Below are 16854 nucleotides of genomic sequence, written 5' to 3'. Positions count from 1 at the left end.
AATTAGCTCTATTATTAATCACATATGTTTTCCTTAAAATAATTATTATACTATTATAGTATATAAAAAAATATCTATTTGTCAATATACCTTATGTATGTATATAAAAATAATTAATTATAATGTTTATTATATAAATAAAATTCAAAATGATGTATAATATTTGTATAAACCACTATAAGGATATTATTATGTTTAGATCAAAGAAAGAAGATTTTGGTAAAAATACATATCTATATACTTTAGAAAATGATAAGGGCTTAAAAATAAAATTGGCAGAAGTAGGAGCAACTATAACAGGTATATTTTTTAAAGATAAAAACGGCAAGGAAATAGAAACGGCATTCGGTTCTGATGATATAGAGTTTTATACAGATAAGGCAAAAAACGGACATATGGGGGCTACTGTAGGAAGAGTGGCAGGACGAACCATTGGAGCCAAATTTAAAATAGATGATAAAGAATACAATATAACAGCTAATAAATCGCCAGATCATACTCATGGAGGTGTAAACGGACTTTCTTATGTAATTTATAATTCTATACAAAAAAAAGATAATGAAGTATTATTTTATTATGTATCAAAAGACGGAGAAGAAGGTTATCCCGGAAATCTTAATTTGATAGTAAAATACACTATAACAGATGAAAATGAAATAATAATAGACTATATTGCCACTACAGATAAAACAACTCCTTTAAATATCATGAATCATTCTTATTTTAATTTAAACGGCGGCGGAAAAATTAATGATCATGAAATATTTATAGATGCCGCTTATTATTTGGGTGATGATGAAAATGGTATTACTTCAGGCGAGATATTAAAAACTAAAAATACTCCTTATGATTTTACAAAATCAAAAAAAATAGATGATATAATAAAATCTAAAGGAGGATGTGATAATTGTTTTGTATTTGATGATAATGATATAAATAAACAAAGAGTAAAAGTTATTTCCAAAGAAACTGGAATAAGTTTGGAAGTATTTACTACAATGCCTTCTGTGCTTTTTTATACGGCTAATTCTCTTAATAACTGTAAAGTAAGAAATCAGACTTTGGGTAAACATGAGGCTTTTTGTTTGGAAGCACAATATTTTTCATGTTCTTTAAACTTTAATCATTTCCCAAGCATAATGCTTTATCCAGACCGAGAATATAATCATAGAACTATATATAAGTTTGGATTAATATAATAGACCTGTTTCAAAACTAAATTTATTAATATTTATAAATTTTTAATTTAATATTTTTTAATTATAGTTGGGGCTTTGCCCCAACCCCCAGTTCTTTTATTGGTATAAAAGAACCAAAAGAACTGCATTTTGTAGTTTGAACGTATTATTTATACAACATATAAAAGATTTACTTGTATAATAATTAATATTATAAAATTTAACATAAAATAAGAAACTTATCAAATTATTTGTAAAATACTTTAGAAACAAGTCTAATATTATATAATAAATATTTTTTTAAGGGGCTGTATATTAATTGTAGCTCCTTTATTTTTTATATGCTTGTTTCAAAACTCAATTTTTTAATACTTATAATTTTTTAATTTAATAATTTTATAGTTAATCTTGTAAAGTAGTTTTGAAACAAGTCTTATATAAAAAAAATCATAAAAACCATTTGACATTAGAGTATACTCCAATGCTATAATTAATCTCAAAAATTATAAAAATTATGCATAATTATTTTTAAGGAGATAAAATTGAGTGATATAAGTTATTCTAATTCAAATGCTATTAAAAGAAATTATATGTTTTCAAATAAATACCTTGCCAAATTATTTATACCGCTTGTTATAGAAGTATTTTTGGAGTATTTAGTTGGTTTGATAGATTCCATAATGGTTGCCAATGTAGGAGAAGACGCAGTGTCAGCCGTATTTTTGGTTGACTTTGTTATAGCTTTTCTTATAAGTATATTTGCTGCCATTGCTACTGGAGGGGCTGTTGCAAGCGGGCAATATATAGGGGCTAAAGATATAGAGCATGCAGATGATTCTATTAATCAGCTTATAAGATTTTTATTATTATTTTCTATAGTTATAACAATATTAATTTATATATTTAAAGATTATTTACTGACTATTTTATTTGGAAGTATAACTGAAGAAGTAAGAAACAATGCAAATACATACATGCTTATAGTAGCTGCCTCAATACCTTTTTTGGCTCTATACAATGGAGGAGCTTCTATGTTTAGAACTATAGGTAATTCTAAAATATCAATGAAAATAATGATATCTATGAATATATTGAATGTTATAGGTAATGCTGTTTTAATTTATGTATTTAAGATGGGTATAGCTGGTGCGGCAATTTCTACATTGATTAGCAGAATAGGAGCAGCTTTAATAATTATAATTTTGGGATTAAATAAAAAAAATATAATATATATAAAAAATAAAATTAAATATAAAATGACTTTTTCTGCAGTAAAAAGAATATTATCGGTAGGTGTTCCTTATGGTATAGAAAATGGTATGTTTTATTTTGGAAGATTATTGATATTAAGTTTGGTATCTACATTTGGTACAGCTTCAATAGCAGCCAATTCAGTATCTACATTGATAGCATCTTTTGAAGTTCTGCCCGGAATGGCTATAGGGTTGGGGCTTACTACTGTTATATCGCAGTGTGTTGGTGCTAATGACTATAATCAAACTAAATATTATACTAAAAAAATTATAGCAATTATTTATATATCCCAAACTATAACAAGTATTATAATATTATCTCTTCTTCCTTTTATACTTCATATATACCATTTATCTGCTGAGGCAACATCATATACTTATAAATTATCATGGTATCATGCTGTTATGATGATTATATGGCCTTTGGGTTATTCTCTTCCAGTGGTATTTAGAGCTTCTGGGGATGCAAAATTTCCTATGGCAGTGGCTTCTATATCGATGATAGTATGCAGGATAGTTCTTGCTTATGTGTTTGCACTTTATTTTCATATGGGTATGATTGGAACTTGGATTGCTATGTTTGCTGATTGGATAGTAAAGGCTTTAATATTTACTTATAGATATTTAAGCGGAAAATGGATAAAGTTTAAATATATTAATGCATAGTAAATTATAATCGGCATAATATTGTTTTTTTACTTAACTATTATGCCGATTTATTTTTTAATTAAAACGGAAATAAGAAACTTGTTCAACTATATTATTTGATTTATCAAGTACATCTTTACTTGCACTAGCTCCGTCATTAGCTATTTTGGAAGTATCTTGAGTTATTTTATTAATTTCTACAACAGCAGTATTTATTTCAGATACGCTGTTTTCTTCTTCTATAATAGCACTTGATATTTCTGTTAGTAAAGTAAGCACATCATTAACAGATGATTCTATTTGATTTAATATATAAGATGAAGCCTGTACAGAAGCACTTCCGTTTTGTATTTTATCCACAGTTTCATTAGCTATGCTTGTTATATCTTTTGCAGCATTTCCTACATTTTGAGCCAAGTTTCTCACCTCGCTTGCAACAACAGCAAAACCTTTACCCTGTTCCCCCGCACGTGCTGCTTCTACCGATGCATTTAATGCTAGTATATTAGTTTGCAAAGCAATGGATTCTATTATTTTAGTGATGTCTGATATTTTTTTACTTGCTTCAGATATTTCAGCCATATTTTCGGATGTAGCATTAATAGCATTTACTCCGTTTCTTGTAGCATTAGATACTTTTTCACTCATGCTTTTTGCATTTCCTGCATTTTCAGCTGTTTCTTTTAATGATGAAAATACAAACTCTATAGATCTTGTTAATTCCTCTAATGAGCTTGCTTGAGATGTGGCTCTATCAGATAAATTGATATTGCCGTTTGTGATTATATTTACTGAATTATTTATTCCGTTAATTTCATTTTTCATGTTATATATTATATCGCCTAGCTTATTTTGCATTTCATTTAATGCTCTTATAACATCTCCTGTTTGGTCTCTCTTTTTTAATTCTTTTTCATTAAATAATGTATTAAAATTACCCTTTGCCATTGAACTTATTATTGATATAGTATTATCCAATGTGCTTGATATAGGTATGGCTATTAAAAGTACTAAAACAGTTTCTATAGCAGATAATATTATAAATATAGATATGATAAGAATAAGAAGTTTTAAAAGAGATGATTTTAATTCTTCATTTCCCGTCTTTACAATCAAATACCATTGACTGTTTTTTATCCTTGAAGATAAATAAGAAAAATCTTTATCTATCCATTCATAATGAGTATTATTTAATATATCATTTTTATGAGGAGATATTATATTATTATTAAATGCATTTTCTTTTAATACATAATTACTATCTGAATGGAGTATATACAAACCATTATCATCTATAATGCTTAAATCATAATTATAATTTTTTGACAAATTTAATGTTTCACTTAAAACTTTTGATAACTGAACATCAATACCAACTATTCCATATAAGTTACCATCTCTGTATATAGCTTTTGAAAATGTTATTATTAAATTTTGTGTTATAGCATCAATATAAGGATCTGATATCATTATTTCTTTTGAGGCTAATGCTTTTTGATACCATTCTTTAGTTGTCTGGTCATAATCATTTGGAAGCTGTCCTACAATATTTAATACAGTGCCGCCGTTTTTATATGGTATTGTGTCTGCATAAAATATATTCATTAAATCACTTTCATTTTTTAATACATTTGCAAATACTTCTAATAATTTATTAGTGTCTGTTTCTTTTTCAACATATGAGCAGAATATATTTATTTTACCGTATAAAGAAGATATATTATTTTCTAATTCATCGGATATATTTGATATATTATATTTATTTGAGTTTAAAAACCTTACTTTATATTGCGGACGGTATGCTATATAAATAAGTACACATATTATAAACAGAGCTGTCATATATGGTATTAAAAATTTTAATACTAAGCTATTTTTTTTGATATTTTCTTTCATAAATTTCCACCTCTTTAATAAACTGCTGTAAATTTTTATAAAATAACCTATAAAGCCTATATAATATAAACTATTATAAAAAAATAGTAAATAGTATATTTTTAAATTAATATTAATCTGGTATGTTGATATTTTGCTGTTATTATGTTAATATAATTATGTAAACTATATTATGATAATAAAACTATGATAACTAATGCAGAAGCTAATACTAAAGAAAAATATTTAAAAGAAAATTTAATAGCATATATTGGAAATAAAAGAAGACTTCTTCCATTTATAGAGGCTGCAGTTTTGCATATATTAGAACATGATAGTTCTATAAAAACTGCTTTGGATTTATTTGCAGGAAGCGGAAGCGTATCAAGACTTCTAAAGACTTTAAATTTAGAGGTTTATTCTAATGATTGGGAGTATTATTCTTATATATTGAATTATGCTCATTTATCTATTAATATAAAAGATTTGGATAATATGTTTATTCATACTGGGGGATTAGAAAATACAATTAATATGATTAACAGTATTAATTATATTAATGATAATGACAGATATATTTCTAAATATTATGCTCCTTCAGATGACAATAATCCAGACTTAATTAATGAAAGACTTTTTTATACTCAGTATAATGCTTCAAGGATAGATATTATAAGACATAACATAGAAGAGCTTTATAAAAATAATGCTATTAATCAAAAAGAATATTATTATTTAATAGCTTCTATAATATATGAATCTGCTACACATACAAATACTTCTGGAGTATTTAAGGCTTTTCATGCAGGTTTTGGCGGGAGAAATAAAGATGCATTAAATAGGATACTTTCTCCTATATCATTAAAACAAATACCATTATTTCAAGGTGCTGATTGTTATGTGAGTATGCTTGATGCTAATGAGTTTGTTATAAAAAACAAAGATAAGCATTTTGATTTAGTTTATTTAGATCCGCCTTATAATCAGCATCAGTATGGAAGTAATTATCATTTGCTTAATACTATAGCTTTATGGGATAAGCCGCCGATTAATAAAAATATTTATATTGACGGGAAAAAAACGGATAAGGGCGGTATTAGAAAGGACTGGGTAAAAACTAAATCTTTATACTGCTACAAGCAAACTGCAAAAGATACTTTAATAAATTTACTCGATAATATAAATAGTAATTATATAGTAATGAGTTATTCTACTGATGGTATAATAGAATATGATGACCTAATATCCATTCTTGAAGAGCATGGTAAATTGGATATAGTAACTTCTGAATATACAAAATACAGAGGTGCTAAAAGATCTATTGTTAATAAAACCAAAAATGTAGAATATTTATTTGTTGTAGATACTAGAAAACATAATTTTTATTTTAATAATTTCAATAAAAATTTAAAATATATAGAAAATATAAGACTTAAATTAGAAAACCCTTTGGATTGTTCTAAAGACAGTATAATATTTGATTATGATAAAGATGATATTATAGTAATTTATCTTGAATATTCCACTCATATAATAAATAAAGAAGATATATGCTTAAAACTTCAAAATAAAAGTTTGGAATATATCAAAATGTTTTCTTTATTTTTAGACAGATACATAAAAGAAGATAATATAGGGGCATTGAAAATATATTCATACCATTTTAATGCTGCGGTATTATCAAACAACATAAAACTTATAAAATATTTTGGAGAATATATATTAAAAACTTACAGTAGGTTATGTTCAAGAAAATCAAATGAGTATTTATTTGATATTACAAATGATATTTTGGATATAATATCATATTATAAAAATAATGATATAAGCATTATAGATAGGATAAGAAAGAGAATAATTTACAATATAACGCATTCTAATATTTCTGAAATTAACAAAAATAAATTATTACTTAGACTTGAAAAATAATAAAAAGATATTATATTTAATACTGTATTTATAGAATATAAAAATATCTAAAATAATAGAAAATTAGAGAAGTAAAATATATATGTTTAAGATTATGATTAAAGCTTTATTTATTCTTTATTTTTGTTCTATGGCTGTTTTGTATTCAGAAGATAATTACGAAGCTGAAACAACATTAAAGGCATTAAATGAAGTTAGAGAAAATGAAGGTTTATACCCATTTGAATTAAGTGATGAACTTAATAAGGTGGCGGATATTAGAGCAAAAGAGCTTTCAATTAATTTTTCTCATATCAGACCTAATAATACTCGGTATGATGAAATTTTATATGATAATCGGATAAGGGTTTTTTCTTCTGATGAGAATATAGCATACAGATTTAAGAATGCTGAAACGGTTATAAGTTATTGGATGAACTCCTCACAGTATAAGATTAATATATTAAGTGAAAAATTTACCCATGTAGGGGTCTCGCATTATGCAATTAATGGCGAGGATTTTTGGGTTGTTATATTTGCTCAACTTAGAAGAATGAATTAATTATTATATTTCTTTTCTTAATTCCAATATATTATCAAGTATTTTTTTTCTAAGCGTTTCTATATTAATATTATTTTTAGCACTTATAAATATTGAATCATCATAAGAAGTAGATATTTTATTTTTCTGCACATCATCAATGTTATCAACTTTATTAAATACTACAATACGTTTTATATGTGAAGCATCTATTTCTTTTATGATACTTTCTACCTGAACGAGTTTATCATTTATATTTTCATCGGAAGCGTCAACTAAATGCAGTAATAAATCGGCTTCTACAACTTCTGAAAGTGTAGATTTAAATGATGCTACTAATGTATGCGGAAGTCTGTCTATAAACCCTACTGTATCGCTTATTATTGCTTCTACAGGTGTATCATCTCCAAGATATAGTTTTCTAGTATGTGTATCTAAAGTTGCAAATAATTTGTCTTCTACATAGACACTTTCTTTGCATAACAAATTAAATAATGTGCTTTTTCCAGCATTAGTATATCCTACTATAGCAACTCTAAAAGCATTACCCCTTGATTTTCTTCCAGTGCTTGCTGATTTTTCAACTTTGCTTAACTGAGTTTTTAATTTATGTATTCTCTCTCTTACTCTTCTTCTATCATATTCTAGCTGCTTTTCTCCAGCACCTCCTCTTAATCCAATACCTCCTTTTATTTGGCTTAAATTTGTCCTTTTACCTTTTAATCTCGGGTATTCAAATTCTAAAAAAGCTAATTCCACCTGCATTTTTGCAGTCATTGTTTTGGCACGCATTGCGAATATTTCTAGTATTATTTCTGTTCTTGTGAGTGCTGTTATATTAGAGCCTTCTTCTATAGCATTAACCTGCGAACCGCTTAATTCATTATCAAATACGAAATATTCAACATTATCAGTTAAAGCACTTTCTTTTAAACTTTCTAATTTACCAGTACCTATATAAGTGCCTGCAGTTATTTTTTGCTGAATAAATGAATATCTTTCTGCTACTTCGTACCCTGCTGTATCGCATAGCATTGAAAGTTCATCTAGTATATTATCTATATTAATTTTACTGTTTCTGTATTGTTTGCTGTCGGCTACAAATATTATATATGCTTTTTTTATATTGTTTACATTGCTCTCCATAAAAAATGTTCCCATATTTAAGTATTTAAAAGTTTATAAAATTATTATTTTGTTATTATTGCTAATAAAAATTGTTCGCTAAAAATGTATAGCAAATAAATTTGCTATACGCTCACAATTTTTATATTTGCCTTCTAGTATTTTAAAAATTATTATTTTGTTACCATAGAATTATAAAGTTCTATAGTTTTATCAGATAAATATTGTTTCTTACTAAGCACAAAACTTATAGATTCATAAACAACTTCTAAAAATGCATTATCAAAATCTGTAAAAATTTTTTCTCTTATTTTATCAGCTGTTTCAAGTTTTCTTGTAGGTTCAAGATAATCTGCGGCATATATTATTTTTTCAAGCATTGTCATATTTCCATGTCCTACTGTATGGCTTTCTATAGCTTTCAAAATCTCTTTATCAGTTATATTGAATTCTTTTTCTGTTATTATGGCACTAACTCTTGCATGAAGTAAGGCACCTGTAATATAGCTTGGATATTCTATATTATCATTTTCAAGTATAATTTTACGCATATCATCATCTTTATATCTTTTTCCCAAATCATGACACAGTGCTGCAATAGAAGCCTTATCAGTATCAACCTCGTATTTTTCTGCTATTTTTACAGAAAGCTCTCTTGTAGAAAGTATATGCTTTTCTCGAAAAGGTAAGTATTTATTTATATATTTTACTATTTCTAATTCTTGATTATTAAAGTCTTTCATATATTTTTATTCTCTATTTTTTATTTAGTTTTATTATTTTATTACAGCAGAATTATTTTGTCAATTTAATTGCATATATTATTTAGTGTCAATATGTTCAAAAAATCATTATGTATGTTTCAAAATAATTTTGTTTTTTAGTAATTTTTATCAATTTATATTATTTTTTACTTGACAAAAACTATTATTTAATGTATTGTTAGAACATACAAACATTGGTAAAAGGAGTTATAAAATGAGTTTAATCAATAAAAAACTAATAGATTTCAAAGTAGAAGCCTATCAAAACGGCGAGTTCAAAACTGTTGAAAAAAAAGATGTATTAGGTAAATGGAGTGTATTTTTCTTTTATCCTGCAGACTTTACATTTGTATGTCCTACAGAATTAGCAGATTTAAATACTGTTTATGAAGATTTAAAAAAGATCAACTGCGAAGTATATTCAGTATCAGCTGACACTCACTTTGTACATAAAGCTTGGGCAGATGCTACAGAAACAATTAAAAATCTTAAATACACAATGTTAGGAGATCCTACTGGAATATTAGGAAGATTTTTTGAAGTATATGTAGATGAAGCTGGTCAGAATTTCCGCGGAAGTTTCATTGTAAACCCAGAAGGTCAAATCAAAGCTTATGAAGTACATGATATGGGAATCGGAAGAGATGCTAACGAATTATTACGTAAAGTACAAGCTGCTCAGTATGTAGCTGAACATGGCGGCGAAGTTTGTCCTGCTAAATGGAAACCTGGTGCTAAAACTTTAAAACCTGGTATTGATTTGGTTGGTAAGCTATAATTTTGTAATATAATAATATTAATTTAAATATAGTATAAAATTAAAGGGCATATAATTCATTTTATATGTCCTTTTTTATTTTAAAAATTTTCTGCAAAATAAAAGACAGGAAATAATGATAAATCCTGCCTTTATATTATTATTTTATATTTTTATTAATTACAAGCAGCATTTAAAGAGTCTATATCAAACACGCAAACAGATTCAATATCTGGAGTGATTTTTTTGCTCATGCCTACTAATACTTTACCAGGTCCGCATTCAAAGACTTTTGTAATACCTTGTTTTTGAATATTAAGCATGCTTTCATACCATCTTACAGTAGAGAACATTTGTTTGTATAAATTTTCTTTTATAGAATCAAATTCATGAACTTCAGCTGTAACATTAGATAAAACTTTATTATCATTTTTATGGAACTCTATTTTTTCTAAAAACTCTTTTAAGCTGTCAGCAGCAGGTTTCATAAATGGAGAGTGAAAAGCACCAGATACTTTTAGAGGCAATACTCTTTTAGCACCAGCCTCCTGAAGTTTTGGAGTAACAGTTTCAATTGCACTTAATAAACCAGATATAACTATTTGATCTTTTAAATTATAATTAGCAGCAACAACCTCTTTATTTTCTGGCATACATTTAGCAACATCGTCATAACTTAATCCAAGTACTGCAGCCATTCCATAAGGAGCATCAGCACCAGCTTTAGCCATTAGAAGACCTCTTGTTCTTGCTATTTTTACAGCATCTTCAAATGATATATATCCTGCAGCAGAAAGAGCAGTAATTTCTCCCAAGCTATGACCTGCAAATAAATTACCTTTAACTCCTTTTGCTTTTAATGCCTCATAAACTGCAATACCTACTGTAACCAAAGCAGGCTGAGTATTTTCTGTTTTTTTAAGATCATCTTCTGTTCCTTCAAAACATAATGCTTTTATATCTACATCATCTAATATATTTGCTGCCTTATCGAATATTGCTTTAGATTCGGCAACATTATCATACAAAGATTTTCCCATACCTGCACATTGCGAACCTTGACCTGGAAATAAAAATGCTATATTTGACATATTATTTGTTCTCCTTTTTTTGTATATATTTTTTATTAATTTTTAATTATGTAAACCATATAGAACTATATTAACAAAAAAATTAACTTTTATCAAGTTCTTAATTTTATTTTGATTTATCTTATATAAGTTACAATATTTTTATATAAAGTTAAAACATTCTAATCTGTAAACAACAATTTATATTTGTATAATTGACATTTTATATTAAATTCTTTATCCTTAAAAGATTAAAAAAATTAAATTTGGGGTCACAAAATGAATCATGTTAGTAATGAAAAAAAATCAAAATATATGATAATAGAGGGTGTGGTATCTGTTATCATAAATATATTATTATTTGCTTTTAAGTATATAGTAGGACTTTTAACAGGTTCTTTATCTATTATGGCAGATGCTTGGCATTCATTGAGCGATTGTATAAGCAGTGTTATAGTTATAATAGGAGGTATATTTTCTAAAAGACCGCCTGATAAAGAACATCCATTCGGACATGGAAGAATAGAACTTATAACTAGTTTTATAGTGGGTATTATGCTTGTATTTATTGGTTATAGCTTTTTCTCTGAGGCTATAAAAAATATTATGAATAAAAAAACAGCTTCATTTACTACGATGGCAATAGTAGCTATGGTGGTTTCTATTTTGGTAAAAGAACTTTTGGCTCAGTATTCTTTATGGGGATATAGAAAGTCTGGATCTAAATCATTATATGCAGACGCTTGGCATCATAGAAGTGATAGTGTTACTTCTATAATTATATTAGTAGGTATTTTATTTGGAAAAAGTTTCTGGTGGATAGACGGTGTATTAAGTATATTGGTTTCTCTTGTAATATTCTATGCTGCTTTTGATGTTATTAAATCTAGTGTAAAACCTTTAATAGGTGAATATCCTTCAGAAGAGATTATTAAAAGTATTAATGATATAGCTAAAGAACTTAATATTAATGATGACGCTGCTAATTTGCATCATTTTCATATACATACTTACGGAGATCATAGCGAAATCACTTTTCATATGCGTTTTCCAAAAGACATGACAGTTTTTGAAGCTCATAATAATGTAAGTATATTTGAAAATGAAATAAGAAAAAGATTGAATATAGAACCTACTATACATATAGAGGCTTATAAATAACAATGCTAATCTAATAAAAATTTGGGGCGGGTGGGCGGGGTGTATAGACTATTATTGATATTTTTCGTTTTTATTTTATTATAAATACTATGATAGAGAATGTTGTTTTAAATAATAAAAACTCAGAAGAATATTTTTTATTTACTGATGATTTAAAATTAATAAAGTATAATAAAAAAGATAATTCATATAAAGAGTTAAAAAAAATAGAAAATATAAATTCAAAAGAAGAAGTTACAGTTTTAAAATTAATGTATCCTTATATATGTATAACTGAGGAGAAAGGATTAAACTCTGCTGTTGTAAATATAGAAACATTGGATATTATTAATTTACAAAGAGAGGATTACTGTTCTAAATATTCAAGCTATTCTAATGAATTTTGTATTATTAATAATGAAATACATCTTATCACTCAAACTAAATGGAATACTCTTAATATAATAAATTTAAAAACTAAAGAGATGATAACTGATATAAACAGAGATGAAAAAGAGTTTGGTATAGATTATTTTCACAGCAATTTATTAGTATCAAAAGATTATAAACATTTTCTTTCTAACGGATGGGTATGGAATCCTATTGACTGTATAAGGTATTTTAATATTGAAGAGTTTTTAAGGGTATATGAGAAATGCCAAACAGATGTTGTTAATAAATATATAAGCGGTTATAATTGGGATAGACCTTTAACTTTTATAGATAATAAAGAATTTGTTTTGGCTTGTGATAATACAAATTTTAATGATGAAGATTTTGTTTATAATCAATTAATGTTCTATAATATAGATGATATAAAAATAGATAATAGTGATGAGTATAGATATTTAGAAAGTTATAAATCTATTAATATTAATTTATTTAGTTTAGATGAAAATAATGAAGTGCATGGTAAGTTATATTTTTATAATGATAATTTAATAGCTTTGGATTTTAATAAATATTGTATAAATGTTAATAGCTATAATATAAAAAATAATACATTAAAAAATATCGCAGTTATCAATAATAATAAATGCTTTTTTAATGATATGTTTGGGATTATATATTATATTGAAAATGATACTATAAAAGAAATTAATATATAGATTTATTATGTAAACATTAATTTTGATATAATAAATGATAAATTATAAAAAATAAATTATTTAAATTTATTATTATTTTGTTATAATTAGTTTTTATAAAAAATAAATATTTGGTGTGTTAAAATGATTCTTGATTTGAATAAAACATATATAAAAGTCCTAAAAAAACAAAATATTTTGATATTGGGTGCCACTGTAAGAAGCGGTGTGAGTATAGCAAATATTTTATACGATATTAATACAAGTTTAAATATCAATATAAAATATGCTTTAAGCGACAGTAAAACAGAAGAACAGCTTCAGGATAGTATAGAGGCATTAAAAGATAAAAATGCCAAACTCTTTTTCGGAAATCAGGAAATATCTATTTTAGATGGTATAACTCTTATAATAATTTCCCCTGGTATTCCGCATACTATAGAGATAGTAAAAGAAGCTAAAAGAAGAGGTATAAAAATAATAGGGGAGATAGAGTTTGCTTACAATCTTTTGCCTAATAGAAATTATATAGCAGTAACAGGTACAGACGGAAAAACTACTACAGTTACGCTTATTCATAAAATAATAAGTTCATACAAAAAGGCAAGACTTGTGGGTAATGTAGGAAATACTTTTTCTAAAGAGGTTGAAACTATAGAGCCAGATGAAGATATTGTATTAGAGCTTTCAAGTTTTCAATTAGAAACAGTTGAGAAATTTCATGCTCATATAGCAGCAGTACTGAATATTGCCGAAGATCATCTTGACAGATATAAAGATATAGAAGAGTATTTCAATGCCAAAAAAAATATAAGTATCAATCAAAATAAAAATGATTTTCTTATACTTAATTATGATAATATTTATACTAATATTTGGTATAATGAATTTAATAATAACTGCAAGATGAAACTTTTGACTTTTTCATTAAAAAGCAAATTTGCAGATATTTATTATAATGAAGAAGATGAGTATATATATTATGAGAATGAAAAATTATTTTCTATAAAAGAAAGAAAAATACTAGGTAAACATAATGTAGCAAATATACTTGCAGCAGTTTTAGTATGTTTGAAAGATAATATACCAGTAGAGTATATTGAGCATGTTGTTAACAATTTTAAGGGTATAGAACATAGGGTAGAGTTGGTTGCTGAGATAAATGGAGTTAAATATATTAATGATTCTAAAGCTACATCTATGAATGCTGTTATGAGTGCTTTGAAATCTTTTGATAAGGATATAATACTTATAATGGGCGGACGTAATAAAAATATAGATTTTACTTCTTTAAATAATCTTATAGAAAGCAGAGTAAAAAAATTGATACTTATAGGAGAGGCTGCTGAAGCTCTTGATGATATGATACATTTTGAGAATAAGATTATTATAAAAGATTTTACAGACGCTTTTAATTATGCTTCTGCAATATCTATAAACGGTGATACTGTTTTACTTTCCCCGGGCTGTGCCAGCTTTGATATGTTTAAAAATTATGAGGAGAGAGGAAAATATTTCAAGAGTTTAGTCTATAAACTAGATAATATTACAAAAGAATAATATTATAATTTAATAGAATTATTTTTATTTTTGTATTTGAATATTTTTTAAAATTATTATAAAATCCTTTTTTAAAATAGAAAATTTTTTAAGTAAAAAAGAAATGGCTAGAAGTATTATAAACATAGTAAATATATCCAAGAGATTTGTTCACAAAGTTCTGCTTGATAATGTTAATTTGCTTATAGAAGAGAAATCAAAAATAGGCATGATAGGACGAAACGGAGCAGGCAAAACCACTCTTTTAAAAATCCTTATGGGGCTTGAAGAGCCTGACGATGGGGAGATAATATTTTCTGATGATGTGAGAATAGGTTATTTGCGTCAGCAAGGTGATTTTGATGAGAGTGAAAAAGTAATAGATTATCTTACAAGAGTTACATCAAAAGAATCTTGGAAATGCTCTAAAATAGCAAGCAGATTTGGAATAGATCATATAAAGATTAATTATAATTTAGGAAGTTTATCCAGCGGTTATAGAATGCGTGTAAAGCTTGCTGAGATGATGCTTTATGAGCCTAATTTTTTAATACTCGATGAACCTTCAAACTTCTTGGATTTAAATACATTAATAGATTTAGAAAATTTTTTAATGGATTATAACGGCGGATTTTTAATAGTTTCGCATGATAGAGAGTTTTTAAAAACAACATGCGAAAAAACTATAGAAATGGAAAACGGCAAAATAACTTATTTCCCAGGTAATATAGAAGATTATTTTGAATATAAAGAGGAAAAAGAGTATACAATAAAAAAGTATAATAAAAATGTGGAAGAGAGAAAAGCTCATTTAGAGAGATTTGTCGAAAGATTTAGGTATAAAGCTACAAAGGCAAAAGCAGTACAGTCTCGTATAAAGCAGATAGAAAAATTAAAAACTATAGAAATTACACACCCAGCAAAAAATGTTAGGATAAAACTTCCAGAAGTTCCAGAAAAAAAAGGTTTCGCTCTTATTTCTGATGATTTGGCTGTAGGATATGGAGACAAAATAGTTGCTGAAAGCGGACGTATAGAAATAGCAAGAGGAAGCAGAGTTGCTGTTTTAGGTCAAAACGGAGAAGGTAAAACTACTTTTTTAAGAACTATAGCTGGAAGACTTGAGCCCGTATCTGGAAGTTATAATTATTCATACGGTATAAAGATAGCATATTTCGGAGAGGATACTTATAAAAATGTAACATCAAATGATACAGTTTTGTCATATTTAAAAAAGAATGCCAAACAGGGTCTATTAACTCAAGAACTTTTAACACTTTTAGGAAGTTTTTTATTTTCAGGCGAAGATGTAAATAAAGATGTAAAGGTTTTAAGCGGAGGAGAGATGGCTAGGCTTTCACTTCTTGCTGCCATTACTCAATGTGCTGATGTTCTTATTTTGGACGAGCCTACTAACCATTTGGATTTTGAAACAGTTGAGGCACTTGCATCTTCTTTAAGAGATTATGGCGGAACAATATTTTTTACTTCGCATGACAGAACTTTTGCCAGTATGCTTGCTGATACTATAATAGAAGTTAAGGACAAAAAACTTTCACTTTATTCTGGGGATTATGAGGCTTATGTTTATAGGGTAAGAATTGAAGCATTGGAAGAGGAAGAAAAGGAATTAGAGTATCAGGAAAAAAACGGCGTTAAAGAAAGTAGTAATAATACTGATGAAAAAAATAATAGTAATTATGAAGAGAGAAAAAAAATTAGAAATAAACTTTCAAAATGCGAATCAATGCTGAAAAAGCATGAAAAACAAATTGAGGATTATAAAAAAGAAGAGGCTGATATATTAAAGTTTTTTGAAACTTCTTCAAGTTATGATGATGAGAAGAGTAAGCGTTTATTGGAAGTGAAGAGATTAATAGAAGAAACTGAAAACGAATGGCTTTTGGTCAATGAAGAGATAGACAATATAAAGGCTATGTTGTAAGTAAAATAAAATGTAGGAGATAG

At 26.6% G+C, this 16854-nt stretch carries 13 protein-coding genes; 9 read left to right on the top strand and 4 right to left on the bottom strand.

Annotated features, from left to right (window positions below; translation table 11 throughout):
• Positions 1 to 191 precede the first annotated feature (191 nt).
• Entirely contained in the window at positions 192 to 1199 is a 1008-nt protein-coding gene (locus tag F811_RS0113825) for an aldose epimerase family protein (protein WP_020005831.1), read from the top strand.
• 521 nt (positions 1200 to 1720) lie between these two features.
• On the top strand, positions 1721 to 3097 hold the full coding sequence (locus F811_RS0113820) for an MATE family efflux transporter (protein WP_020005830.1): 1377 nt from the start codon (positions 1721 to 1723) through the stop codon (positions 3095 to 3097).
• A gap of 57 nt (positions 3098 to 3154) precedes the next feature.
• Here F811_RS0113820 and F811_RS0113815 read toward each other — a convergent pair whose 3' ends face one another.
• Positions 3155 to 4975 carry a methyl-accepting chemotaxis protein gene (locus tag F811_RS0113815; RefSeq protein ID WP_020005829.1) on the bottom strand — a complete coding sequence of 607 codons (1821 nt, stop codon included), beginning with the start codon at positions 4973 to 4975 and terminating at the stop codon, positions 3155 to 3157.
• 186 nt (positions 4976 to 5161) lie between these two features.
• Between F811_RS0113815 and F811_RS0113810 the strand changes: the two genes are divergently transcribed.
• Together F811_RS0113810 and F811_RS0113805 are read left to right on the top strand one after the other, a co-directional pair.
• Positions 5162 to 6883 carry a DNA adenine methylase gene (locus F811_RS0113810; protein WP_020005828.1) on the top strand — a complete coding sequence of 574 codons (1722 nt, stop codon included), beginning with the start codon at positions 5162 to 5164 and terminating at the stop codon, positions 6881 to 6883.
• Between the two features lie 82 nt (positions 6884 to 6965).
• The gene (locus tag F811_RS0113805) at positions 6966 to 7424 is read left to right on the top strand and encodes a CAP domain-containing protein (protein WP_020005827.1); all 459 of its coding nucleotides are present in this window, start codon (positions 6966 to 6968) and stop codon (positions 7422 to 7424) included.
• A 3-nt stretch (positions 7425 to 7427) separates the two neighbouring features.
• Here F811_RS0113805 and hflX read toward each other — a convergent pair whose 3' ends face one another.
• Positions 7428 to 8549 carry a GTPase HflX gene (gene hflX / locus F811_RS0113800; protein ID WP_020005826.1) on the bottom strand — a complete coding sequence of 374 codons (1122 nt, stop codon included), beginning with the start codon at positions 8547 to 8549 and terminating at the stop codon, positions 7428 to 7430.
• A 152-nt stretch (positions 8550 to 8701) separates the two neighbouring features.
• Positions 8702 to 9271 carry a bis(5'-nucleosyl)-tetraphosphatase (symmetrical) YqeK gene (gene yqeK, locus F811_RS0113795; protein ID WP_020005825.1) on the bottom strand — a complete coding sequence of 190 codons (570 nt, stop codon included), beginning with the start codon at positions 9269 to 9271 and terminating at the stop codon, positions 8702 to 8704.
• 235 nt (positions 9272 to 9506) lie between these two features.
• On the opposite strand from yqeK, the gene ahpC reads away from it, so the two are divergent.
• On the top strand, positions 9507 to 10070 hold the full coding sequence (ahpC, locus tag F811_RS0113790) for an alkyl hydroperoxide reductase subunit C (RefSeq protein WP_020005824.1): 564 nt from the start codon (positions 9507 to 9509) through the stop codon (positions 10068 to 10070).
• Positions 10071 to 10225: 155 nt separating this feature from the next.
• Here ahpC and fabD read toward each other — a convergent pair whose 3' ends face one another.
• The gene (gene fabD, locus F811_RS0113785) at positions 10226 to 11140 is read right to left on the bottom strand and encodes an ACP S-malonyltransferase (protein ID WP_020005823.1); all 915 of its coding nucleotides are present in this window, start codon (positions 11138 to 11140) and stop codon (positions 10226 to 10228) included.
• 258 nt (positions 11141 to 11398) lie between these two features.
• On the opposite strand from fabD, the gene F811_RS0113780 reads away from it, so the two are divergent.
• The 4 genes from F811_RS0113780 (at position 11399) to F811_RS0113765 (ending at position 16831) form a co-directional block, all read left to right on the top strand.
• Positions 11399 to 12280, top strand: coding sequence for a cation diffusion facilitator family transporter (locus F811_RS0113780; RefSeq protein WP_020005822.1), 882 nt, complete (start codon positions 11399 to 11401; stop codon positions 12278 to 12280).
• Positions 12281 to 12369: 89 nt separating this feature from the next.
• Entirely contained in the window at positions 12370 to 13368 is a 999-nt protein-coding gene (locus F811_RS0113775) for a hypothetical protein (RefSeq protein ID WP_020005821.1), read from the top strand.
• 123 nt (positions 13369 to 13491) lie between these two features.
• Entirely contained in the window at positions 13492 to 14907 is a 1416-nt protein-coding gene (murD, locus tag F811_RS0113770) for a UDP-N-acetylmuramoyl-L-alanine--D-glutamate ligase (RefSeq protein WP_020005820.1), read from the top strand.
• 103 nt (positions 14908 to 15010) lie between these two features.
• Positions 15011 to 16831, top strand: a complete 1821-nt coding sequence (locus F811_RS0113765; protein ID WP_020005819.1) for an ABC-F family ATP-binding cassette domain-containing protein — start codon at positions 15011 to 15013, stop codon at positions 16829 to 16831.
• Positions 16832 to 16854: the final 23 nt, after the last annotated feature.

Origin of the sequence: Brachyspira innocens ATCC 29796, assembly GCF_000384655.1 — a bacterium.
Lineage (GTDB): Bacteria > Spirochaetota > Brachyspiria > Brachyspirales > Brachyspiraceae > Brachyspira > Brachyspira innocens.
This window is presented reverse-complemented; position numbering and strand designations above follow the sequence as displayed.

Excerpts from the sequence above, each read along its gene's own strand:
- yqeK (WP_020005825.1), bottom strand. The coding sequence starts at position 9,271 with ATGAAAGACTTTAATAATCAAGAATTAGAAATAGTAAAATATATAAAT.
- F811_RS0113780 (WP_020005822.1), top strand. The coding sequence starts at position 11,399 with ATGAATCATGTTAGTAATGAAAAAAAATCAAAATATATGATAATAGAG.
- F811_RS0113775 (WP_020005821.1), top strand. The coding sequence starts at position 12,370 with ATGATAGAGAATGTTGTTTTAAATAATAAAAACTCAGAAGAATATTTT.
- F811_RS0113825 (WP_020005831.1), top strand. The coding sequence starts at position 192 with ATGTTTAGATCAAAGAAAGAAGATTTTGGTAAAAATACATATCTATAT.
- F811_RS0113765 (WP_020005819.1), top strand. The coding sequence starts at position 15,011 with ATGGCTAGAAGTATTATAAACATAGTAAATATATCCAAGAGATTTGTT.
- ahpC (WP_020005824.1), top strand. The coding sequence starts at position 9,507 with ATGAGTTTAATCAATAAAAAACTAATAGATTTCAAAGTAGAAGCCTAT.
- F811_RS0113805 (WP_020005827.1), top strand. The coding sequence starts at position 6,966 with ATGTTTAAGATTATGATTAAAGCTTTATTTATTCTTTATTTTTGTTCT.
- hflX (WP_020005826.1), bottom strand. The coding sequence starts at position 8,549 with ATGGAGAGCAATGTAAACAATATAAAAAAAGCATATATAATATTTGTA.
- murD (WP_020005820.1), top strand. The coding sequence starts at position 13,492 with ATGATTCTTGATTTGAATAAAACATATATAAAAGTCCTAAAAAAACAA.
- F811_RS0113810 (WP_020005828.1), top strand. The coding sequence starts at position 5,162 with ATGATAACTAATGCAGAAGCTAATACTAAAGAAAAATATTTAAAAGAA.
- F811_RS0113815 (WP_020005829.1), bottom strand. The coding sequence starts at position 4,975 with ATGAAAGAAAATATCAAAAAAAATAGCTTAGTATTAAAATTTTTAATA.
- fabD (WP_020005823.1), bottom strand. The coding sequence starts at position 11,140 with ATGTCAAATATAGCATTTTTATTTCCAGGTCAAGGTTCGCAATGTGCA.